Origin of the sequence: Qipengyuania zhejiangensis (assembly GCF_035607565.1) — a bacterium.
GTDB lineage: Bacteria > Pseudomonadota > Alphaproteobacteria > Sphingomonadales > Sphingomonadaceae > Qipengyuania > Qipengyuania zhejiangensis.
In genome coordinates, this window is the sequence record NZ_JAYKGO010000001.1 from 692738 (window position 1) to 712375 (window position 19638).

25 protein-coding genes are annotated in these 19638 nt (G+C 62.1%); 22 read left to right on the top strand and 3 right to left on the bottom strand.

All coding sequences use genetic code 11. The features are described from left to right. The first annotated feature begins 93 nt into the window (after positions 1-93). Positions 94-492 carry a Co2+/Mg2+ efflux protein ApaG gene (gene apaG, locus VR863_RS03315; RefSeq protein WP_324827566.1) on the top strand — a complete coding sequence of 133 codons (399 nt, stop codon included), beginning with the start codon at positions 94-96 and terminating at the stop codon, positions 490-492. A gap of 333 nt (positions 493-825) precedes the next feature. Then, positions 826-1932 carry an acyltransferase gene (locus tag VR863_RS03320; RefSeq protein WP_324827006.1) on the top strand — a complete coding sequence of 369 codons (1107 nt, stop codon included), beginning with the start codon at positions 826-828 and terminating at the stop codon, positions 1930-1932. A gap of 26 nt (positions 1933-1958) precedes the next feature. On the opposite strand, the gene VR863_RS03325 is transcribed toward VR863_RS03320, so the two are convergent. Both VR863_RS03325 and VR863_RS03330 read right to left on the bottom strand, forming a co-directional pair. Continuing rightward, positions 1959-3440, bottom strand: coding sequence for a Ppx/GppA family phosphatase (locus tag VR863_RS03325; RefSeq protein WP_324827007.1), 1482 nt, complete (start codon positions 3438-3440; stop codon positions 1959-1961). Continuing rightward, the gene (locus VR863_RS03330; RefSeq protein ID WP_324827567.1) at positions 3437-5584 is read right to left on the bottom strand and encodes an RNA degradosome polyphosphate kinase; all 2148 of its coding nucleotides are present in this window, start codon (positions 5582-5584) and stop codon (positions 3437-3439) included. The genes VR863_RS03325 and VR863_RS03330 overlap by 4 nt, the downstream gene beginning before the upstream one ends. 129 nt (positions 5585-5713) lie before the next feature. Between VR863_RS03330 and VR863_RS03335 the strand changes: the two genes are divergently transcribed. Further along, positions 5714-6502: a LysR family transcriptional regulator gene (locus tag VR863_RS03335; protein ID WP_324827008.1), complete on the top strand. Its 789-nt coding sequence runs from the start codon at positions 5714-5716 to the stop codon at positions 6500-6502. On the opposite strand, the gene VR863_RS03340 is transcribed toward VR863_RS03335, so the two are convergent. Then, complete coding sequence (locus tag VR863_RS03340; protein ID WP_324827009.1) at positions 6489-7136, bottom strand: GNAT family N-acetyltransferase; 648 nt, start codon at positions 7134-7136, stop codon at positions 6489-6491. The two genes, VR863_RS03335 and VR863_RS03340, sit on opposite strands and share 14 nt — an antisense overlap. Positions 7137-7767: 631 nt before the next feature. On the opposite strand from VR863_RS03340, the gene rpsL reads away from it, so the two are divergent. The 19 genes from rpsL (at position 7768) to rpsN (ending at position 19631) form a co-directional block, all read left to right on the top strand. Continuing rightward, positions 7768-8139, top strand: coding sequence for a 30S ribosomal protein S12 (gene rpsL, locus VR863_RS03345; protein WP_324827010.1), 372 nt, complete (start codon positions 7768-7770; stop codon positions 8137-8139). Positions 8140-8163: 24 nt separating this feature from the next. Continuing rightward, positions 8164-8634, top strand: coding sequence for a 30S ribosomal protein S7 (rpsG, locus tag VR863_RS03350; RefSeq protein ID WP_324827011.1), 471 nt, complete (start codon positions 8164-8166; stop codon positions 8632-8634). 120 nt (positions 8635-8754) lie between these two features. Beyond that, positions 8755-10848 carry an elongation factor G gene (gene fusA, locus VR863_RS03355; RefSeq protein ID WP_324827012.1) on the top strand — a complete coding sequence of 698 codons (2094 nt, stop codon included), beginning with the start codon at positions 8755-8757 and terminating at the stop codon, positions 10846-10848. A gap of 92 nt (positions 10849-10940) precedes the next feature. Beyond that, positions 10941-12131, top strand: coding sequence for an elongation factor Tu (gene tuf, locus VR863_RS03360; RefSeq protein ID WP_324827013.1), 1191 nt, complete (start codon positions 10941-10943; stop codon positions 12129-12131). 316 nt (positions 12132-12447) lie between these two features. After that, the gene (rpsJ, locus tag VR863_RS03365) at positions 12448-12759 is read left to right on the top strand and encodes a 30S ribosomal protein S10 (protein ID WP_061924928.1); all 312 of its coding nucleotides are present in this window, start codon (positions 12448-12450) and stop codon (positions 12757-12759) included. A 253-nt stretch (positions 12760-13012) separates the two neighbouring features. Continuing rightward, positions 13013-13879 (top strand): 50S ribosomal protein L3, encoded by an 867-nt coding sequence (gene rplC, locus VR863_RS03370; RefSeq protein WP_324827014.1) that lies wholly within the window; start codon positions 13013-13015, stop codon positions 13877-13879. 3 nt (positions 13880-13882) lie between these two features. Then, a complete protein-coding gene (rplD, locus tag VR863_RS03375; RefSeq protein WP_324827015.1) occupies positions 13883-14506 on the top strand; it encodes a 50S ribosomal protein L4 in 624 nt (207 codons plus the stop codon). Then, complete coding sequence (locus VR863_RS03380) at positions 14499-14813, top strand: 50S ribosomal protein L23 (protein ID WP_324827016.1); 315 nt, start codon at positions 14499-14501, stop codon at positions 14811-14813. Before rplD ends, VR863_RS03380 begins: the two co-directional genes overlap by 8 nt. 4 nt (positions 14814-14817) lie before the next feature. Further along, a complete protein-coding gene (rplB, locus tag VR863_RS03385; RefSeq protein ID WP_324827017.1) occupies positions 14818-15654 on the top strand; it encodes a 50S ribosomal protein L2 in 837 nt (278 codons plus the stop codon). 6 nt (positions 15655-15660) lie between these two features. Then, positions 15661-15936, top strand: a complete 276-nt coding sequence (gene rpsS, locus VR863_RS03390; protein WP_200980821.1) for a 30S ribosomal protein S19 — start codon at positions 15661-15663, stop codon at positions 15934-15936. Beyond that, positions 15936-16313, top strand: a complete 378-nt coding sequence (gene rplV, locus VR863_RS03395; protein WP_324827018.1) for a 50S ribosomal protein L22 — start codon at positions 15936-15938, stop codon at positions 16311-16313. Before rpsS ends, rplV begins: the two co-directional genes overlap by 1 nt. A gap of 1 nt (position 16314) precedes the next feature. Then, a complete protein-coding gene (gene rpsC / locus VR863_RS03400) occupies positions 16315-17010 on the top strand; it encodes a 30S ribosomal protein S3 (protein WP_324827019.1) in 696 nt (231 codons plus the stop codon). Positions 17011-17031: 21 nt separating this feature from the next. Continuing rightward, positions 17032-17466, top strand: a complete 435-nt coding sequence (gene rplP, locus VR863_RS03405) for a 50S ribosomal protein L16 (protein WP_221590206.1) — start codon at positions 17032-17034, stop codon at positions 17464-17466. Next, positions 17466-17675, top strand: coding sequence for a 50S ribosomal protein L29 (rpmC, locus tag VR863_RS03410; protein ID WP_324827020.1), 210 nt, complete (start codon positions 17466-17468; stop codon positions 17673-17675). Before rplP ends, rpmC begins: the two co-directional genes overlap by 1 nt. Before the next feature lie 10 nt (positions 17676-17685). Further along, the gene (gene rpsQ / locus VR863_RS03415) at positions 17686-17976 is read left to right on the top strand and encodes a 30S ribosomal protein S17 (RefSeq protein ID WP_324827021.1); all 291 of its coding nucleotides are present in this window, start codon (positions 17686-17688) and stop codon (positions 17974-17976) included. A 63-nt stretch (positions 17977-18039) separates the two neighbouring features. Continuing rightward, positions 18040-18408, top strand: a complete 369-nt coding sequence (gene rplN / locus VR863_RS03420; RefSeq protein ID WP_138615862.1) for a 50S ribosomal protein L14 — start codon at positions 18040-18042, stop codon at positions 18406-18408. After that, positions 18408-18728 carry a 50S ribosomal protein L24 gene (gene rplX / locus VR863_RS03425; protein ID WP_324827022.1) on the top strand — a complete coding sequence of 107 codons (321 nt, stop codon included), beginning with the start codon at positions 18408-18410 and terminating at the stop codon, positions 18726-18728. The genes rplN and rplX overlap by 1 nt, the downstream gene beginning before the upstream one ends. Beyond that, the gene (rplE, locus tag VR863_RS03430; RefSeq protein WP_324827023.1) at positions 18721-19299 is read left to right on the top strand and encodes a 50S ribosomal protein L5; all 579 of its coding nucleotides are present in this window, start codon (positions 18721-18723) and stop codon (positions 19297-19299) included. Before rplX ends, rplE begins: the two co-directional genes overlap by 8 nt. Before the next feature lie 26 nt (positions 19300-19325). Then, entirely contained in the window at positions 19326-19631 is a 306-nt protein-coding gene (gene rpsN, locus VR863_RS03435) for a 30S ribosomal protein S14 (protein WP_324827024.1), read from the top strand. The last annotated feature ends 7 nt before the right edge of the window (positions 19632-19638 follow it).

The window sequence follows — 19638 nt, forward strand, 5'->3', positions numbered from 1 at the left end:
AATTTCGTCAGAACCGCGCCAATCTCGTGGCGGGGGAAATGTGCCGGCCCCGCCTTGCAGGCCGCGCTTGCGTCACCTAATTTGTGACGTGTGATAAAGGAGCTTTTCCAGCATGCGGCCACGACCGACGGGATTACCGTCCGCGTCGCGGTGAACTTCCTTCCCGAGCAGTCGCAGCCCGACGCGGGGAAATGGTTCTGGGTTTATCACATCCGCATCGAGAACCATTCGCACGAACGCGTGAAGCTGATCACCCGCCACTGGCGCATCACCGATGGGCGCGGGTTCGTAACCCATGTCGATGGCGAAGGCGTGGTCGGCGAACAGCCCGTGCTGATGCCCGGCAAAAGCCACGATTACGTCAGCGGTTGCCCGCTCGAAACGCCGCATGGTTCGATGGAAGGCTTCTACACTTTCCACGCGGAAGACGGATCGCCGATGGAAATCCGCATCCCGTATTTCCCGCTGGCAGCGCCCGCGACGGCGGACTGAAGCACCGCCAGGGTCCGGTGGTCGGTGTGGCGCGGACGCACGCGGCCTGATCCGTAGTTTTGAACTTGGCTCCGTGATATTGCCCGCGTCTTCGTGACGGGGCCGATGGCTTGCATCGGGTCTGTGCTAGCTAAATCTGTGTAATGCTATCCAGATTTTCCCGACTTCATACTTTTGCGCCCACACCGGAGCGGCGATCCACACTATCGCTGAGCCAGAGAAACTGTTGGCGAAATTTTGGAACCACCCGATCATCCTGCAGCGAAAATTTCCACCCAGAAGAATGAGCGGTTGATCCGGGCTCGGCCATGGAACGCCTCGACAGGTGATCGTTTGGCAACGTCGGCATCACGCGCCGGCGATACGCCAGCCCCTGGGCGTCGAGGCGGATCGAGGCACATCGACTATCTCGATTACTTTCGCGGAATCGCCATCCTGTGCGTGGTGATGATCCATGCAAGCAATGCAATTTTGAACCGCGGGGTGGTCCGCGTGAACGACGGGTTTGACCCGGTGCGGACCGGGTTCGATCTGCTTGGCCGCGGCGCAACGGTTTATTTCGCCCTGATCTCGGCGATCGCCTTTGCCCACGTGATGCATCGCAAAGCGTATTCGGAATACCTGCGATCGCGTTTTTTCGCCGTCATCGTCCCTTATGTGGTCGTGACCATCGCCCTTACGCTGGCGTTGGCGGGCAGGGGGGGTCTCGATCCAGCCGTCGTGGCCGAATTGCCGGAACGGATCGGGCGCAATATCCTGCTGGGCAAGGCATGGAATACCCTGTGGTATATCCCCGTCATCGCCATCCTTTATGTTCTCAGCCCACTGTTATTGCGCCTGGTGAACACCCGCGCGCTGACGTGGCTTGCGGTGCTTTTGGCGCTGCTGCCGCTTGTCGTGTCGCGAACGGGCACAACGATCACCCCGCAGATGATCGTCTATTTTGCGGGAGTTTATATCGTCGGCCTCGCGGTTGGGCGCGATGTGGATCGGTGGGTCTGCGCCATTGCATCCAAGTGGCGCTGGTTCGCGGTGGCCGCGATTGCCTCTGTCCTGACAATCTGTTTGCTGGACATCGCCGATTTCGACACGCTCGGCCATACATCGCTGGTCGGAAGTGCCTTCTATGTCTTCCGGCTGTCGTCGGCAGGATTGATACTGGTGGCGCTCAAGGATCACGTCGGGAAAATCCCGGTCGCAGGTGCGCGTTTCCTGAAGCTCGCCGCAACCTATTCCTTCGGTATATACTTTGTTCACGGCCCCTTGTTGCGCCCGATTGCGAAGGCTGTTGGGGGCACCATTCCGCCGGACCAACCTGCCTGGGCGCTGGTGGCGGGGGCGGTATTCACCTTCGTGCTGGGACTGGCCTTGTCGATCGCAATCGTCGCGCTCGTGAGAAAGATCGCCGGGCGTTGGTCAAGGCAGCTTATTGGCAGTTGAGAAGGCCTCAAACCCCGCCGTAAACACTACTGTTCGATCATCACCTCAGCCCTCAGGCCAAGCCAGTCGGCCAGCATGGCCAGTTCGCGTTCCACCGGACCCGCGGCCAGCGCGGCGCGGCTTTGGTCGAGGTGCAGGACCAGCGTATCGGCCCCGCGCCGCAGCGAACTGTTTGCCAGCGATTCCCGTGTGCCTGCACCCAGCCTTTGGGCAAGCCGCAGGCCAAGACCCCACGTGGTGCCTTCGCGAAGATCGTCGTCGCTGGCCAGCACGCGCAGGCGATCGGGCAGGGCCAGCCGACCCAGCGTGCCAACCATGGCGGCGCACAGCATCGCGCGGCCGCGCGCATCGAGCCCGATCCACCGTTTGTCGAGCGACCATTCCACGGCGTGATTGAGCCGCAGGTTCGGTTCCACCCGGCGCAGTGCAGCGGCCAATTGCGCTGCGGCGATCCTGACACGTTCATCGCCCGGCTGCGCGTTTTCGACGAGGTCCGCGGTCCACGCGGAAACCAGTGTCGCGTCGGTGACATGCGCATCGCGCGGCGCGGCGAAGGCGGATATCCCCGCGAGCAGCGGATCACGCCGCTGCTGGAGATCGTCGAGCCGCGAATAGAGCAGCCCTTCGCGGATACCCCAGCTGGAAAACACCAGGGCCTCTGGCTCGAACTCCGCCAGCAGCGGGCGCAGCAGCGCGGCCGCGTCGGGCAAATAGCCCGCGCGCATTTCCGAAATGCCGCCGATCTGCATGAGCTTTTCGGGATCGGCATCGACCAGGTCGCGCGCCATCCGGTCGGCATCTTCAACCGAGAGGACAAAGCCGTGCGGATCGGTAAGCGGATAATCGAGTTCGCGCATCGCATAGGCGGCCAGCGCCCGCCAGGTGCCGCCGATCATGTAAAGCGGGCCGGGATGCGCGGCTGCCCAACCGACGGTTTTCAGCGCTTCGTGGATACGGCCTTCGAAACCGGCGGTGGCGCGCATCGCGGGCAGGCGCAGCGTGCCGAAGGGCAGCGAACGGGCGTGGTGGCAGGCGTTGTCCCCGATCGACACCAGCTCCATGCTGCCGCCGCCCAAATCCACCACCACGCCGTGCGCGCCGGGGAAGGCGCCCAACGCGCCCATGGCCGAAGCGCAGGCTTCCTCCTCGCCCGAAAGCAGGCGGGGCGGCAGGCCCAGTGCAGCCACTTTGCCGAGGAATTCAGGCCCGTTATCGGCGTCGCGCGCGGCTGCCGTGGCAACCGTCTGGACGTCCTCGATGCCGAGGTCCGCGATAATCAGGGCGTAACGCGCGATGGCCGCCAGCGCTTCGTCTTCCGCTTCGGGGGGTATGCGTCCGGTCACCGAAAGGTCGCGCCCGAGCCGCGCGGCGACCTTTTCGTTCCACACCACTTCGGGCGCGCGAGCCGTGCCTTCGTAAATGACGAGGCGGACCGTGTTGGACCCGATGTCGATCACGGCGCGCGGGGGGCGGGGCTGCCGGCGGGCAGAACCGGTCCTGCGGGTCACGCGTGTTTACCCTTGAGCGTCAGGCGGGGAACTTCGTGTTCGGACAGGGCCGATCCGCGGCCGGACAGCGACGGGTTGGCCATGAAATATTCGTGGCAATTGAACCCGCCCGGGCCAACCCGCATCCGTTCGTATTCGCCATCGGGGCGCAGCCGCCAGCTGCGTTCAGTATCGAGTATGTTGGCCAGCATCACCTGGTCGAGCAGCTGGTCGTGCACGGTGCGGTTGGTGACGGGGACCAGCACTTCGACACGGTGATCGAGATTGCGGCTCATCGCATCGGCACTGGTGATGAACACTTCGGTTTGCTTGCCGGGCATCGGTTTGCCGTTGGCAAAGCACCACAGCCGGCCATGTTCGAGGAACCGCCCAATGATGGATTTCACCCGGATATTCTCGGACAGGCCTGGGACACCCGCGCGCAGCGAACAGATGCCGCGCACGACCATGTCGATTTCGACGCCCGCCGCGCTGGCTTCGTAAAGCTTGTCGATCAGGCCCTTATGGGTAATCGAATTCAGCTTGGTCCATACCGCGGCCGGTTTGCCAGCCTGCGCGTTGGCGATTTCGCGGTCGATCAGGGCAAACAGCTTTTCGCGCAGGTCGAGGGGCGAAAGGGACAGCTTCTCCAGTTCGCTTGGCTCGATATATCCGGTTACGAAATTGAACAGCTTGGCCGCATCGCGGCCCAGCGCCGCATCGGCGGTGAAATAGCTGAAATCGGTATAGATCCGCGCGTTGACCGGATGGTAATTGCCGGTGCCGAAGTGGCAGTAGGTGCGGTAGCCTTCTTCCTCCCGCCGAACCACAAGGCTGACCTTGGCGTGGGTCTTCCATTCGGTGAACCCGTAGATCACCTGCACGCCGGCGCGTTCCAGTTCGTTCGCCCAGTGGATGTTGCGTTCTTCATCGAAGCGCGCCTTCAGTTCCACCACGGCGGTCACCGCCTTGCCGTTTTCGGCCGCTTCGATCAGCGCCGCGATCACCGGCGACTGGTCCCCTGCGCGATACAGCGTCTGCTTGATCGAAACGACCGCAGGATCGCTGGCCGCCTGTCGGAGGTAATCGACCACCACTTCGAAACTTTCGTAAGGGTGGTGGATGACGAGGTCCTTCTCGCGGATCGCGGAAAAGCAATCGCCGTCATGGGCAAGAATGCGTTCGGGATAGCGCGGTGAAAACGGTTCGAACTTCAGATCGGGGCGCGGTTCGGCACAGATCGCGGCCAGATCGGCAAGGCCCAGCATTCCGGGCGTCTTGACGATCATCGCGGCGTCGACCTCCAGCTGTTCGCGCAGCAGGGCCTCGGCCGCCTCGTCGCATTCGTCATCCAGTTCCAGCAACACGGCGCGGCCGCGCCGGCGACGCTGGATTGCCGTGCGGAAGAAGCGCACCAGGTCTTCGGCTTCTTCTTCCACCTCGATATCGCTGTCGCGCAGGACGCGGAACAGGCCATCGCCCAGGATCTTGAAACCGGGGAACAGCAGGCTGGCGAACCGGACGATCAGCTGTTCGATGGAGATGTAGATCGCCTTGTCCCCCGGCACCCGCACGAACCGTGGCGCGCCGCTGGGGATGAGCACCATTTCGACCAGATCGGCCTTGCGCTTGCCCCGCTTGAGCCGGAAGATCACGCCGGTGCCCATGTTGGCGACAAAGGGGAAAGGGTGGCTCGGATCGATCGCCTGCGGGGTGATGATCGGCAGGATGTCGTTCTCGAAATAGGTCTGCAGCCAGGCGAGCTGCACCTTGTCCAAATCTTCGGTCGTGGCGATCCACAGGTTCTCGATCGCGAGGAGGTGACGAAGATCGTCGAGGACGCTTTGCTGGCGTGCAACGAGGGCGAGCACTTCGGCGCGAATGGCTGTCAGCTGCTGGCGCGGATCGCGCCCGTCGATACCGGTGGTCTCGATCCCGCGGCTGGCCTGGCCTTCGAGGCCGGCGATACGGATCATCGTGAATTCGTCGAGATTGCTCGCGGAAATCGACAGGAAGCGCAGACGCTCCAGCAGCGGGTAGGCTTCGTTCTCGGCTTCGGCCAGAACACGCCGGTTGAACGACAGCCAGCTGAGTTCCCGATTGACGTACCGCGTCTCGGGCGCATCGAGGCGGGGTGCCTCGGCGAGGGAGGGCTCGTCGTTCATTGCCAGTGGGATCCGTGCCATCCGCCCTGTCTGGCGCATGTTACGGGGGCGTGACAACCGCAAATCGGGTGGGGGGAATGACGCTCACGGCTTGTGCCGCATCGCAGCATTGCCTAAGTCGCGTGTCCAATGAAACGAACGCACCTGCCTCTCAACGCCCTGCGCGTATACGATGCCGCCGCACGGCACCTTTCGTTCACCCGCGCTGCGGACGAACTGGCGGTTACACCCGCAGCCGTGGGCCAGCAGATTCGCGCGCTCGAGGATCACCTCGGAACGGTACTTTTCCGGCGCACGAGCAAGGGACTGGAGCTGACGCAGGAAGGTTCGGCGGGGCTCGATGCGCTGCGCGAAGGCTTCCTCAAGTTCGAGGAAAGCGTGTCCGCGATGCAGGCGGGTCAGGCATCCGACAGTTACACGGTGGCCTGCCCGCGGGAATTTTACGCCCAGTGGCTGGCCCCGCGGCTGGCCGAATTCGGCAAGGACAATCCCGACATCCGCTTTGCCTTCGTGGCTGACGAGAACGCCGATTTCACCGAGGCCAACCTCGACTGCGCGATCCGGCTGGTCGACGGCCCGGGCGATCTCCAGGGCGTGGAACTGGATGCAGCGCGGCGGGTGACCGTGGCCGCTCCGGGTGCGCCCGATCACTGGATCGACTGGGGATTGCCGCTTCAGGAAGGGCAGGTCGCGCACATTACCGTTTCAAACGCCGGACAGGCGCTGTCGAGCGCGCTGGCTGGGCTGGGCAAGGCGATCCTGCCCGAATTGCTCGCCAAGGATGCGATTGCGGCGGGTCGGCTCGAAGTGCTCGAGGGGCCGGTTCCCGGAACGCGCGCCTATTGGCTGGTTGCGCCGACCCCGCAATGGCGGACCAAGAAGGTCAAGGCGCTGGTTGGCTTTCTCACGCGCGATTGAGCGCGTCGAAGTGGGAAAATACATCGGTCAGGCCCGGCGGGTCCGTTTCGCGGCGTAGCCGTTCGAGAGCATCGGCAACTTCGAACCGGTATTCGATCGTCGGCCCGTCCTGCCCCACCACGTGAGCGCCCAGCTTGCGCACGAAATCGATCGCGGCGCGATTTTCCGCCAGGACATGCGCCGTCAGCAGATCCATCCCGTCACCCGCTGCATCGAGCAGCAAGGTGGCCGACAGCAACCTGCCCAGGCCAAGCCCGTGGTAATCGTCGATCACCGCGATGGAGAATTCCGCGATCTGTGCGTCCGCATCGGGCCGCATGGCGTGGACCACGCCGATTGCGGGGTGTTCCGGGATCGAGGTATCGATCGCACCCCATGCCAGATGCAGGACGCCGTCGGCATCGAGCAGGCGGTCGATCACCCAGTCCGGCGGGCTGGCCGCGCCGGAGAAAAACCGCAGGTAGCGCGAATGCGGCGACATGCGCGCGATCCCTTCGCGCAGCAGCCCTTCGTCTGCGGGCGCAACCGTTCGCAGGCAAACGGTGCGCCCATCTTCCAGCATGGTGGTGATCGAGGCATCGCCGCAGGTACCGCGCCAGCGCAGCGGGGCATCGATCCTGTCGCCGTCATTCATCGAAAACCCCTTCTAAATCCGAAGCACCACGCGTTGAAGCATAGCCGGGCACGAGGGTATTGGCGAGAAAGTCCGCCCGAAGCCACAGGCGCAAAAGTTTCGTGATTGCTTTCAAGCGGATTGGGCCGGAAAGAGGGGATGAGGTGCGCGCGATATGACTGCCGATGGCCCTTGACGGGGCTATTTGCGCGGCGCTGACGGGTCGGGTTGATCGCCACGGTTGCGGCCCGCATTTGCGCCGTGATCGGAGGGCGGGGTGAGGGGGGGGGCACGCCTCCGCCTGCTCTTGACCGCCAGTGCAAACTTCACTAAGCGCGCCCACATCCGGTGCAGGATTCGTCCCGCCCGGCCAAATAGAGCTGAACATTGCCGGTTTTGTCCCGGGGGCCTGGTGCGAAGCACTCGGGCTCTTTTCTATTGCAGCGGACCTCGCCCTTGCGGCGCTGGTGTTCGCTTCGGGGCAGCCGTCAAAGTAACCCGGTGGCCGGATGGCCGATGGGTGGAGCGTTTCAGGCTCGCGCGATCTACCGCTTTTGGCGCTTGCACAGCGCCGTGCGGGCTTTGCGCGGACCTTTTACAGTCCACTCACTCGGCCAGCAGTGTCACCTTCATAACGGTGAAGTGAGAAATCATGCCGACGATCAACCAGCTGGTCCGCAAGGGCCGCGTTCCGCAGAAGGCCAAGTCCAAGGTCCCTGCGATGGAACAGAACCCGCAGAAGCGCGGTGTCTGCACCCGCGTCTACACGACGACCCCGAAGAAGCCGAACTCGGCTCTGCGTAAAGTTGCCAAGGTTCGCCTGACCAACCAGCGCGAAGTCATCTCCTACATCCCCGGCGAAGGCCACAACCTCCAGGAACACAGCGTCGTGCTGATCCGTGGCGGCCGTGTGCGCGACCTTCCCGGCGTTCGTTACCACGTCCTGCGCGGCGTGCTCGATACGCAGGGTGTCAAGGACCGCAAGAAGAGCCGTTCGAAGTACGGCGCGAAGCGTCCTAAGTAAGATCCGGGACAAGGAGATAGTCCAATGAGTCGTCGTCGTCGTCCCGAGAAGCGGGAAATCCTGCCCGATCCCAAGTTTGGTGATCAGGTCCTTTCGAAGTTCATGAACAACCTGATGTATGACGGCAAGAAGGCCGTTGCTGAAGGTATCGTCTACACCGCGCTCGACGTGGTCGAGGCCAAGGCCAAGGCGAACCCGGTGGAGCTGTTCCACACCGCACTTGAAAACATCAAGCCGCAGGTGGAAGTTCGCAGCCGCCGCGTTGGTGGTGCAACCTACCAGGTGCCGGTCGAGGTTCGTCCCGAGCGTGCCCAGGCGCTGGCCATTCGCTGGCTGATCACCGCCGCGCGCGGACGTCCGGAAACCACCATGTCGGCGCGTCTTTCGGGCGAGCTCATGGATGCGGCCAACAACCGCGGCAACGCCGTGAAGAAGCGCGAAGACACGCACCGCATGGCGGACGCGAACCGCGCCTTCTCGCACTACCGCTGGTAAGCGGAACGGTTGGAACGGGGCTGCACGGCGACTGGTCGTGCAGCCACCGTCTTTAACCGGTCATACAAACACCCATATGGGGGCCGAGCGATCGTCACCCCCGAGTTCGAGGAATTCCACATGGCCCGCGAGTATCCGCTGGAGCGTTACCGCAATATCGGCATCATGGCCCACATCGATGCCGGCAAGACCACCACGACCGAACGTATCCTTTACTATACCGGCAAGTCCTACAAGATCGGCGAAGTCCACGACGGCGCCGCGACCATGGACTGGATGGAGCAGGAGCAGGAACGCGGCATCACCATCACGTCGGCCGCGACGACCACTTTCTGGTCGGCCGAAGACGGTGAAGGTCCCAAGCACCGCATCAACATCATCGATACGCCCGGACACGTCGACTTCACCATCGAAGTCGAACGTTCGCTTCGCGTGCTCGACGGCGCGGTCGCAGTTTTCGACGGCGTTGCCGGCGTGGAACCGCAGTCCGAAACCGTCTGGCGCCAGGCCGACAAGTACGGCGTTCCGCGGATGTGCTTCATCAACAAGCTCGACCGTACCGGGGCGGATTTCTACTACTGCGTCCAGTCGATCATCGACCGTCTCGGCGCGAAGCCGCTGGTGCTATATCTCCCGATCGGCGCTGAATCCGATCTCAAGGGCGTTGTCGACCTGGTGAACATGCGCGGTATCGTCTGGGAAGACGAAAACCTCGGCGCGTCGTTCAACTACGTCGAAGTCCCGGCGGATCTGGCCGACAAGGCTGCCGAGTATCGCGAACAGCTGGTCGAAGCCGCCGTCGAACTCGACGACGACATCATGGAACAGTACCTCGAAGGCAACGAACCCGATGTGGCGACGCTCAAGTCGCTCATCCGCAAGGGCACGATGGCCCGCGCGTTCGTTCCCGTGGTTTGCGGTTCGGCGTTCAAGAACAAGGGCGTCCAGCCCCTGCTCGACGCTGTTGTCGACTACATGCCGAGCCCGCTCGACGTTCCGGCCATCAAGGGCGTTCTGCCCGACAGCGACGAAGAGGCCGAGCGCCCTTCGAGCGACGATGCCCCCTTCAGCGCGCTTGCGTTCAAGATCATGAACGATCCGTTCGTCGGCTCGCTCACCTTCACCCGCATCTATTCGGGCAAGCTGGCCAAGGGCCAGGTCCTGAACTCGGTAAAGGACAAGAAGGAAAAGATCGGCCGCATGTTGCTGATGCACTCCAACAACCGCGAAGACATCGAAGAAGCCTATGCGGGCGACATCGTGGCGCTGGCCGGCATGAAGGACACGACCACCGGCGATACGCTGTGTGATCCGTCCAAGCCGATCATCCTCGAGCGCATGGAATTCCCCGAACCGGTTATCGAACTGTCGGTGGAACCCAAGACCAAGGCCGACCAGGAAAAGATGGGCGTCGCCCTGAACCGCCTGGCCGCCGAAGATCCCTCGTTCCGCGTCACGACCGATCACGAATCGGGCCAGACGATCATCAAGGGCATGGGCGAGCTTCACCTCGACATTCTCGTCGATCGCATGAAGCGCGAGTTCAAGGTCGAGGCAAACGTCGGTGCGCCGCAGGTGGCTTACCGCGAATACCTCGGCAAGCCGGTCGATGTGGACTACACCCACAAGAAGCAGTCGGGTGGCTCGGGCCAGTTCGGCCGCGTCAAGGTCAAGGTGCAGCCCGGCGAACGTGGCCAGGGTTTTGTCTTCTCGGACGAAATCAAGGGCGGTAATATTCCCAAGGAATATATCCCGGCCATCGAGAAGGGTTTCCGCGAGCAGGCCGAGAGCGGCTATCTCGTCGGCTTCCCGATCATCGATTTCACCGTCACCCTGTATGACGGTGCGTACCATGACGTCGACTCGAGCGCGATCGCGTTCGAAATCGCCGGTCGCGGTGCGATGCGCGAAGTGGCCGAACGGTCGGGCATCAAGCTGCTCGAGCCGATCATGAAGGTCGAGGTCGTGACCCCCGAGGATTATCTCGGTGACGTCATCGGCGATCTCAACAGCCGTCGTGGTCAGATCCAGGGCACCGACACCCGCGGCAACGCGCAGGCCGTCGAAGCCAATGTGCCGCTGGCCAACATGTTCGGGTACGTGAACGAGCTTCGTTCGTTCACCCAGGGCCGTGCGCAGTACTCGATGCAGTTCAGCCACTACGACGAAGTCCCGGCAAACGTCGCGGCCGAAGTCAAGGAGAAGCTTGCTTAAGCGAGCTTCAGCGTCTAGGGGCGGCGCCTGATTCCGTCAGGCACCGCCCGCACCACGGAAAACGAATTCTTCAGACAGAGGTAAATTGAGAAATGGCGAAGGAAAAATTCCAGCGGAACAAGCCGCACTGCAACATCGGCACCATCGGTCACGTCGACCATGGCAAGACCACGCTGACCGCGGCAATCACCAAGGTGATGGCTGAGGCGCACGGCGGTGCTGCAGTCGATTTCGCAAACATCGACAAGGCCCCCGAAGAGCGTGAGCGCGGCATCACCATTTCGACCGCACACGTCGAGTACGAAACCGGTGCCCGTCACTACGCGCACGTCGACTGCCCGGGCCACGCCGACTACGTCAAGAACATGATCACCGGTGCCGCCCAGATGGACGGCGCGATCCTGGTCGTGAACGCAGCCGACGGCCCGATGCCCCAGACCCGCGAGCACATCCTGCTTGCCCGTCAGGTCGGCGTTCCGGCACTGGTCGTGTACATGAACAAGGTCGACCAGGTCGATGACGAGGAAATCCTCGAACTCGTTGAACTGGAAGTTCGCGAACTGCTCAGCTCGTACGACTTCGACGGCGACAACATCGCCATCGTCAAGGGTTCGGCTCTGGCCGCCCTCGAAGGTCGTGACGACGAAATCGGCAAGAACTCGATCCTGGCTCTCATGGATGCCGTCGATGAGCACATTCCGCAGCCGGAACGTCCCGTTGACAAGCCCTTCCTGATGCCGATCGAAGACGTGTTCTCGATCTCGGGTCGTGGTACGGTTGTCACCGGCCGCGTCGAAACCGGTATCGTGAACGTCGGCGACGAATGCGAAATCGTTGGCATCAAGGACACCACCAAGACGACCGTTACGGGCGTTGAAATGTTCCGCAAGCTGCTCGATCGCGGCGAAGCCGGCGACAACATCGGTGCCCTGATCCGCGGCGTCGCCCGTGAAGACGTCGAGCGTGGCCAGGTTCTGGCCAAGCCCGGCTCGGTCAACCCGCACACCGAGTTCAGCGCCGAAGTTTACGTCCTTTCGAAGGACGAAGGCGGCCGTCACACGCCGTTCTTCGCGAACTATCGTCCGCAGTTCTACTTCCGCACCACCGACGTCACCGGCGAAGTGATCCTTCCCGAGGGCACCGAAATGGTGATGCCGGGCGACAACGTGACGATCAACGTCAAGCTGATCGCACCGATCGCTATGGACGAAGGTCTGCGCTTCGCAATCCGTGAAGGCGGTCGTACCGTCGGCTCGGGCGTTGTGAGCTCGATCACGAAGTAATCGCTTATCGCGATTGAAATTTCGGGGCCCGTTCCTTCGGAAGAAGGGGCGGGCCCTCGGATTTTCCGCGGCGCATGGAGTAGTCCCAGGTTAGGTTTTCCCCCGCCGCTTTGGCCCGCTCTCATTTGAGTGGATTTCGGGGGTTGCCAGACTCGGGTGTCACCCGTATATGCGCGCCAACAGCCGGGGATTCGTCCCCCGGAAAACGAATTCAGGGAAGGTCGCCCACTCCGGGAAACCGGGATCAGCAGGGCGGGCCTTTCTTTTTTTGCGGGTCGATAACGGCTCGTTTGGCTCTTTCGCATCGGTGTAGGTAATGGAAGCTCAGAATATCCGCATTCGCCTCAAGGCGTTCGACCACCGCGTTCTCGACCAGGCAACTGGCGAAATCGCAGAAACCGCACGTCGTACGGGTGCACTCATTCGCGGCCCCATTCCCATGCCGACGCGTATCGAGAAGTTCACCGTGAACCGCGGCCCGCACATCGACAAGAAGTCGCGCGAGCAGTTCGAGGTGCGTACCTACAAGCGGCTGCTCGATATCGTGCAGCCCAACGCCCAGACGGTCGATGCGCTGATGAAGCTCGATCTCGCTGCCGGCGTGAACGTGGAAATCAAGCTGGCCTGATCCGCCTGATTTCGGTCCTCCTGCCGGACCTTAACTAGGCAGGGAAGTTAAAGGGCCCCCGAAGGCCCGTCGCACCGAAGGGTGTGGCAAGACATCGGGATACCGCCGGATTTCATCCGGGTCTGCGTCCCCCGTCTAGCTCCAAAGGCCATCCGGCCGGCGGAGCACTCAGCCCGGACGGGGCGACGCATCACAAACTAGGGCTGGCACGCACCTCGGATGGGCCGGGGTGCCTCTGTTTAGGAGTTTGACGATGCGCACAGGCGTGATCGCAAAGAAAGTCGGGATGACCCGCCTCTTCCAGGAGGACGGTCGGCACGTGCCGGTCACCGTTCTCGCGCTGGAAGATTGTCAGGTTACCCTGCATCGTACCGCCGACCGTGACGGCTACATCGCACTCCAGGTGGGTGCCGGTGAAGCCAAGCAGAAGAACGTCAACAAGCCGCAGCGCGAAGCTTTCGCCAAGGCTGAAGTTCCTCTCAAGATGAAGGTCGCAGAATTTCGCGTCGATAGCGAGGAAGCTCTGCTTCCCGTCGGCGCTCGCATCTCTGCCGAACATTTCATTGCCGGCCAGAAGGTCGACATCACCGGACACACGCAGGGCAAGGGCTTCGCCGGCGCCATGAAGCGTTGGGGCTTCGGTGGTCTGCGCGCAACGCACGGCGTTTCGCTCTCGCACCGTTCGCACGGTTCGACGGGTAACCGTCAGGATCCGGGCCGCGTGTTCAAGGGCAAGAAGATGGCCGGCCACATGGGCGACCGTCAGCGCACCCAGCAGAACCTCGAAATCGTTCGCACGGACGCAGATCGCGGCCTTCTCTTCGTCAAGGGCTCGGTCCCTGGCTCGAAGAATGGCTGGCTGCTCGTTCGCGATGCGGTGAAGATCAAGCACGGCGAACTTCCGTTCCCGGGCGTGATGCGCCGCAACGAAGACGATTTCGCGAGCGAAGAAGCGGCTCCCGGCCTCGTCGAGAGCGCTGCCGAGCACGAAGTCGTAACCGAAGTTTCCGCCGAACAGCAGGCAAAGCTGCTGAAGGAACAGGAAGCTGGTGCCGACACCGAGAACACCACCGACACGTCCGCAGCCGCTTCCGGCTCGGACGAGAACAAGGAGGGCTGATCCGTGAAGGTGAAGGTCCAGAAAATCGACGGCAAGGCGTCTGGCGATATCGAGCTCAACGACACCGTGTTCGGGGTCGAGCCGCGCGCCGACATCCTGCATCGCGTCGTTACATGGCAGCTCGAAAATCGTCGTGGCACCGCACGTCCCACGCGCGAGCGTTCGGATGTTGCCCGCACCGGCAAGAAGTACGGCAACCAGAAGGGTGGTGGTACCGCCCGTCACGGTGACCGTGCAGCTCCGATCTTCATCGGCGGCGGTAAGGCTCATGGTGCGCGCAAGCGTGACTTCGAGCAGTCGCTGAACAAGAAGATCCGCGCACTCGGCCTGAAGATGGCCCTGTCGAGCAAGGCGAAGGACGGCCTCGTTGTCGTCGACACGCTCGAGCTCAAGGACGCCAAGACCAAGGTGCTCGTGGGGCACCTGGCCAAGGCAGGCTGGGGCAAGAAGGTTCTGGTGATCGACGGTGATACCGTGAACGACGGTTTCATGAAGGCTGCAGGCAACATTCCCGGCGTCAACGTGATGCCGGCGATGGGTGCCAACGTCTACGACATCCTGAAGCACGACACGCTGGTCCTCACCAAGGATGCAGTCGAGAAGCTGGAGGCCCGGTTCAATGGCTAAGAAGCAGGAAATCGACGCGCGTCATTACGACGTGATCCTCGCCCCGCACATCACCGAGAAGTCGACGTTGGCTGCAGAGCACAACGCAGTCGTCTTCAAGGTTTCGAACGACGCGACCAAGCCGCAGATCAAGGAAGCGGTCGAAGCGATCTTCAGCCGTAAGGTTGCAGGCGTGAACACGCTCGTCGTGAAGGGCAAAACCAAGCGCTGGAAGGGCAAGCCCTACAAGCGCAGTGACGTGAAGAAGGCGATCGTGACACTGGCTGAAGGCCAGGACCCGATCGACATCACGGAAGGTGTGAGCTGATCCCATGGCACTGAAGAATTACAAACCGACGAGCCCCGGTCGCCGCGGCCTTATTCTTGTCGACAAGTCGGGCCTCTACAAGGGCAAGCCGGTCAAGTCGCTGGTCGAAGGCAAGCGCAAGACCGGTGGACGCAACAACAAGGGTCATGTCACCTCGCGCGGCATGGCTGGTGGCCACAAGCAGAAGTACCGCTACGTCGACTTCAAGCGTCGCAAGTGGGACTCCGAAGGCACCGTGGAACGGCTCGAGTACGATCCCAACCGCACGGCTTTCATCGCCCTGGTCAAGTATGACGATGGCGAACTGGCCTACATTCTGGCGCCGCAGCGCCTGGCAGTGGGCGACAAGGTCGTTGCCGGCGAAAAGACCGACACGAAGCCTGGTAACGCCATGCTTCTGGGTCAGATGCCGGTTGGCACGATCTGCCACAACGTCGAAATGAAGCCCGGCAAGGGCGGGCAGATCGCCCGTGCTGCTGGCTCCTATGTCCAGCTGGTCGGTCGTGACCGCGGCATGGTCATCGTGCGTCTCAACAGCGGCGAGCAGCGTTACCTGCGCGCCGACTGCATGGGGACGGTCGGTGCCGTGTCGAACCCCGACAACCAGAACCAGAACATGGGTAAGGCCGGTCGTCGTCGCTGGATGGGCAAGAAGCCCCTCACGCGTGGCGTCGCTAAGAACCCTGTCGATCACCCGCACGGTGGTGGTGAAGGCCGCACCAGCGGTGGCCGTCATCCGGTTACTCCGTGGGGCAAGCCGACAAAGGGTGCCCGTACCCGCAAGAACAAGCAGACGGACAAGATGATCATCCGTTCGCGCCACGCCAAGAAGAAGAGGTAATCCGACATGGCTCGTTCCGTTTGGAAAGGTCCGTTCGTCGAGCTCAGCCTGCTCAAGAAGGCGGAGGACGCACAGGACAATGGTGGTCGCGCGCCGATCAAGACCTGGTCGCGTCGCTCGACGATACTGCCGCAGTTCGTTGGTTTGACGTTCAACGTCTACAACGGCCACAAGTTCATCCCGGTCTCCGTTTCGGAAGAGATGGTCGGCCACAAGCTCGGTGAATTCGCGCCTACGCGCACGTTCCCGGGTCATGCTGCCGACAAGAAGGGTAAGCGCTGATGAGCAAGCAGAAAGCTCCCCGCCGCGTAGCGGACAACGAGGCTCTGGCCGTTGGCACCACGATCCGTGGTTCTGCGCAGAAGCTGAATCTCGTTGCTGCACTGATCCGTGGCAAGAAGGCTGAAGAAGCCCTCAACATCCTCTCCTTCAGCAAGAAGGCGATGGCGAAGGATGCCACGAAGGTTCTCGCTTCGGCGATTGCCAACGCGGAAAACAACCACAACCTCGACGTCGATGCGCTCGTCGTTGCGGAAGCGTCGGTCGGCAAGTCGATCACCATGAAGCGCTTCCACACGCGCGGCCGTGGCAAGTCCACGCGCATTCTCAAGCCGTTCAGCCGGCTGCGTATCGTGGTTCGCGAGCAGGAAGAGGCGTAAGATGGGCCATAAGAGCAATCCGATCGGTCTGCGCCTGCAGATCAACCGCACCTGGGACAGCCGCTGGTACGCCGAAGGGCGCGACTATGCCAAGCTGCTCAAGGAAGACATCGAGATCCGCAAGCACATCGTGAACACGCTGCCCCAGGCCGCGATCTCGAAGGTTGTGATCGAGCGCCCGGCAAAGCTTTGCCGCATTTCGATCTACGCGGCTCGTCCCGGTGTCATCATCGGCAAGAAGGGTGCGGACATCGAGAAGCTGCGTTTGCAGCTCGCCAAGATGACCGCCAGCGAAGTGAAGCTGAACATCGTTGAAATCCGCAAGCCGGAAATCGACGCGAAGCTCGTCGCCCAGGGCATCGCAGACCAGCTGGTCCGCCGCGTTGCCTTCCGTCGTGCCATGAAGCGCGCCGTGCAGTCGGCCCTCCGCCTTGGCGCGGAAGGCATCAAGATCACCTGCGGCGGCCGTCTCGGCGGCGCGGAAATCGCCCGTGTGGAATGGTATCGCGAAGGCCGTGTGCCGTTGCACACGCTGCGCGGTAACGTCGACTACGCGACCGCCGAAGCGCTGACCGCATACGGCATCATCGGCATCAAGTGCTGGATCTTCAAGGGCGAGATCCTTGCCCACGATCCGACCGCACAGGACCGACTGATGATGGAAGCTCAGACTTCCGGCGTCCGTCCGGCTCGCTGATTGCAGGATTAGGAAAGAACCATGCTGCAACCGAAGAAAACCAAGTACCGCAAGGCGTTCAAGGGCAAGATCCATGGCAACGCCAAGGGTGGCACCACGCTGAATTTCGGGTCGTACGGCCTGAAGGCGCTTGAGCCCGAGCGGATCACCGCTCGTCAGATCGAAGCCGCTCGTCGTGCGATCACGCGTCACATCAAGCGCCAGGGGCGTTTGTGGATCCGCGTGTTCCCGGACGTGCCGGTATCGAAGAAGCCTGCCGAAGTCCGTCAGGGTAAGGGCAAGGGTTCGATCGAATACTGGGCTGCACGCGTCAAGCCGGGCCGCATCCTGTTCGAACTCGACGGCGTTGCCGGCCCGCTGGCCGCTGAAGCATTCGAGCGTGCGGCCATGAAGCTGCCGATCAAGACCAAGGTCGTTGCCCGCCTCGGCGACACCTCGCACCTGGGAGGCGAATGATGGCCAAGACTGAAGACCTGCGCCAGAAGTCGGACGACCAGCTGGCCGAAGAACTGACCTCGCTGAAGCGTGAGCAGTTCAATCTCCGCTTCCAGGCGGCGACCAACCAGCTCGAAGCTCCGGCCCGCATTCGTGAAGTGCGTCGCACGATCGCCAAGATCAAGACGCTGCAGACCGAACGCGCCGCCAGCGCCGCAGCCAAGGTTTAAGGAGTAGACCATGCCCAAGCGTATTCTGATCGGGACCGTCACCTCCGACAAGACCGACAAGACCGTTACCGTGCTCGTCGAGCGCAAGGTGAAGCACCCGCTCTACGGGAAGATCATCCGCCGTTCGAAGAAGTACCACGCCCACGACGAAGCCAACGAGTACACGCTCGGTGACATCGTCCGGATCGAAGAGACCAAACCGATCTCCAAGACCAAGACGTGGATCGTGAAGGATCGCGTTACCGCAGGCGGCACACAAGCCGTTGAGGCCGACCTCGAAGTCGAAGCCGCAGGTAACTGAACAGTTAGACGTTAGGAACTGCCGGACTGGTTCCGGCAAGCCAATGAGAAGGAAGACGGATCAATGATCCAGATGCAATCCAATCTCGACGTCGCGGACAACAGCGGCGCAAAGCGCGTCCAGTGCATCAAGGTACTGGGTGGGTCGAAGCGCCGGACTGCCTCCGTGGGCGACGTGATCGTGGTTTCCGTCAAGGAAGCCCAGCCACGCACCAAGGTGAAGAAGGGCGATGTCCATCGCGCTGTCATCGTGCGTACGAGGAAAGATGTTCGCCGCCCCGATGGCAGCGTCATCCGCTTCGACAGCAACGCCGCGGTTCTCGTGAACAAGAACGAAGAGCCGATCGGTACCCGTATCTTCGGCCCGGTGGTTCGCGAACTTCGCGGCCGCGGCTTCATGAAGATCATCTCGCTTGCTCCGGAGGTGCTGTAATGGCTTCCGCAAAGATCAAGAAGGGTGACAGCGTCGTCGTCCTGTCCGGCAAGGACAAGGGCAAGACCGGCACCGTCGCGAAGGTCATGCCGAAAGACGGCAAGGTCGTCGTCGAAGGCGTCAATATCGCTGCGCGTCACCGCAAGCCGACCCAGCAGAACCCGCAGGGTGGCATCGATCGCTTCGAAGCGCCGATGCACATCGCCAAGGTTGCGCTGGCCGATCCCAAGGATGGCAAGCCCACTCGCGTCCGTTTCGAAATGAAGGACGGGAAGAAGGTGCGTGTCGCCGTCAAGTCCGGGGAGACTATCGATGGCTGATTATACCCCCCGCATGAAGCAGCGCTATGACGATGAAATCGTCAAGGCGATGACTGAGAAGTTCGGCTACAAGAACCGTCTCGAGGTTCCGAAGCTGGAAAAGATCACGCTCAACATGGGCGTGGGCGAGGCGAGCCAGGACAAGAAAAAGGTCCAGACGGCTGCCGAGGAAATGGCACTGATCGCCGGCCAGAAGCCGGTTATCACCAAGGCCAAGAAATCCATCGCACAGTTCAAGCTGCGCGAAGGTATGCCGATCGGTTGCAAGGTCACCCTGCGCCGCGAACGCATGTTCGAATTCCTCGACCGCCTGGTCACCATCGCAATGCCGCGTATCCGCGACTTCCGTGGGGTTAACCCCAAGTCGTTCGATGGCCGTGGCAACTACGCGATGGGCATGAAGGAACAGATCGTCTTCCCCGAGATCAGCTACGATCAGATCGACACGGTCCGGGGTATGGACATCATTGTAACCACGACGGCGAAGACCGACGACGAAGCGCGCGAACTGCTCCGTCTTTTCGGTTTCCCGTTCCCGGCCGAAGTGTCGGAAGAGAAGGAGGCGGCGTGAGCCGCTAGAAGAGGAACTTAAGTCCAATGGCGAAACTGAGTTCGATCAACAAGAACGAGCGTCGTAAGAAGCTCGTGAAGCAGTATGCGGAAAAGTACGCGAAGTTTAAGGCTATCGCGGACGACAAGAACGCCGACGAGACGGATCGCCTTATGGCGCGCCTCAAGATGGCCGAATTGCCGCGTAATGCGAACCCGACCCGCGTGCGCAATCGCTGCGCCACCACCGGCCGCCCCCGCGGCTATTATCGCAAGTTCGGCCTGAACCGTATCGAACTGCGCGACCTCGGCAACAAGGGCCTGATTCCAGGCCTGACCAAGTCGAGCTGGTGAGGTACTG

What these genes read in the sequence shown, in the direction of transcription:
- VR863_RS03330 (WP_324827567.1), bottom strand. Translation starts at nt 5,584, where the DNA reads ATGAACGACGAGCCCTCCCTCGCCGAGGCACCCCGCCTCGATGCGCCC.
- VR863_RS03335 (WP_324827008.1), top strand. Translation starts at nt 5,714, where the DNA reads ATGAAACGAACGCACCTGCCTCTCAACGCCCTGCGCGTATACGATGCC.
- VR863_RS03340 (WP_324827009.1), bottom strand. Translation starts at nt 7,136, where the DNA reads ATGAATGACGGCGACAGGATCGATGCCCCGCTGCGCTGGCGCGGTACC.
- rpsL (WP_324827010.1), top strand. Translation starts at nt 7,768, where the DNA reads ATGCCGACGATCAACCAGCTGGTCCGCAAGGGCCGCGTTCCGCAGAAG.
- rpsG (WP_324827011.1), top strand. Translation starts at nt 8,164, where the DNA reads ATGAGTCGTCGTCGTCGTCCCGAGAAGCGGGAAATCCTGCCCGATCCC.
- fusA (WP_324827012.1), top strand. Translation starts at nt 8,755, where the DNA reads ATGGCCCGCGAGTATCCGCTGGAGCGTTACCGCAATATCGGCATCATG.
- tuf (WP_324827013.1), top strand. Translation starts at nt 10,941, where the DNA reads ATGGCGAAGGAAAAATTCCAGCGGAACAAGCCGCACTGCAACATCGGC.
- rpsJ (WP_061924928.1), top strand. Translation starts at nt 12,448, where the DNA reads ATGGAAGCTCAGAATATCCGCATTCGCCTCAAGGCGTTCGACCACCGC.
- rplC (WP_324827014.1), top strand. Translation starts at nt 13,013, where the DNA reads ATGCGCACAGGCGTGATCGCAAAGAAAGTCGGGATGACCCGCCTCTTC.
- VR863_RS03380 (WP_324827016.1), top strand. Translation starts at nt 14,499, where the DNA reads ATGGCTAAGAAGCAGGAAATCGACGCGCGTCATTACGACGTGATCCTC.
- rplB (WP_324827017.1), top strand. Translation starts at nt 14,818, where the DNA reads ATGGCACTGAAGAATTACAAACCGACGAGCCCCGGTCGCCGCGGCCTT.
- rpsS (WP_200980821.1), top strand. Translation starts at nt 15,661, where the DNA reads ATGGCTCGTTCCGTTTGGAAAGGTCCGTTCGTCGAGCTCAGCCTGCTC.
- rplV (WP_324827018.1), top strand. Translation starts at nt 15,936, where the DNA reads ATGAGCAAGCAGAAAGCTCCCCGCCGCGTAGCGGACAACGAGGCTCTG.
- rpsC (WP_324827019.1), top strand. Translation starts at nt 16,315, where the DNA reads ATGGGCCATAAGAGCAATCCGATCGGTCTGCGCCTGCAGATCAACCGC.
- rplP (WP_221590206.1), top strand. Translation starts at nt 17,032, where the DNA reads ATGCTGCAACCGAAGAAAACCAAGTACCGCAAGGCGTTCAAGGGCAAG.
- rpmC (WP_324827020.1), top strand. Translation starts at nt 17,466, where the DNA reads ATGGCCAAGACTGAAGACCTGCGCCAGAAGTCGGACGACCAGCTGGCC.
- rpsQ (WP_324827021.1), top strand. Translation starts at nt 17,686, where the DNA reads ATGCCCAAGCGTATTCTGATCGGGACCGTCACCTCCGACAAGACCGAC.
- rplN (WP_138615862.1), top strand. Translation starts at nt 18,040, where the DNA reads ATGATCCAGATGCAATCCAATCTCGACGTCGCGGACAACAGCGGCGCA.
- rplX (WP_324827022.1), top strand. Translation starts at nt 18,408, where the DNA reads ATGGCTTCCGCAAAGATCAAGAAGGGTGACAGCGTCGTCGTCCTGTCC.
- rplE (WP_324827023.1), top strand. Translation starts at nt 18,721, where the DNA reads ATGGCTGATTATACCCCCCGCATGAAGCAGCGCTATGACGATGAAATC.
- rpsN (WP_324827024.1), top strand. Translation starts at nt 19,326, where the DNA reads ATGGCGAAACTGAGTTCGATCAACAAGAACGAGCGTCGTAAGAAGCTC.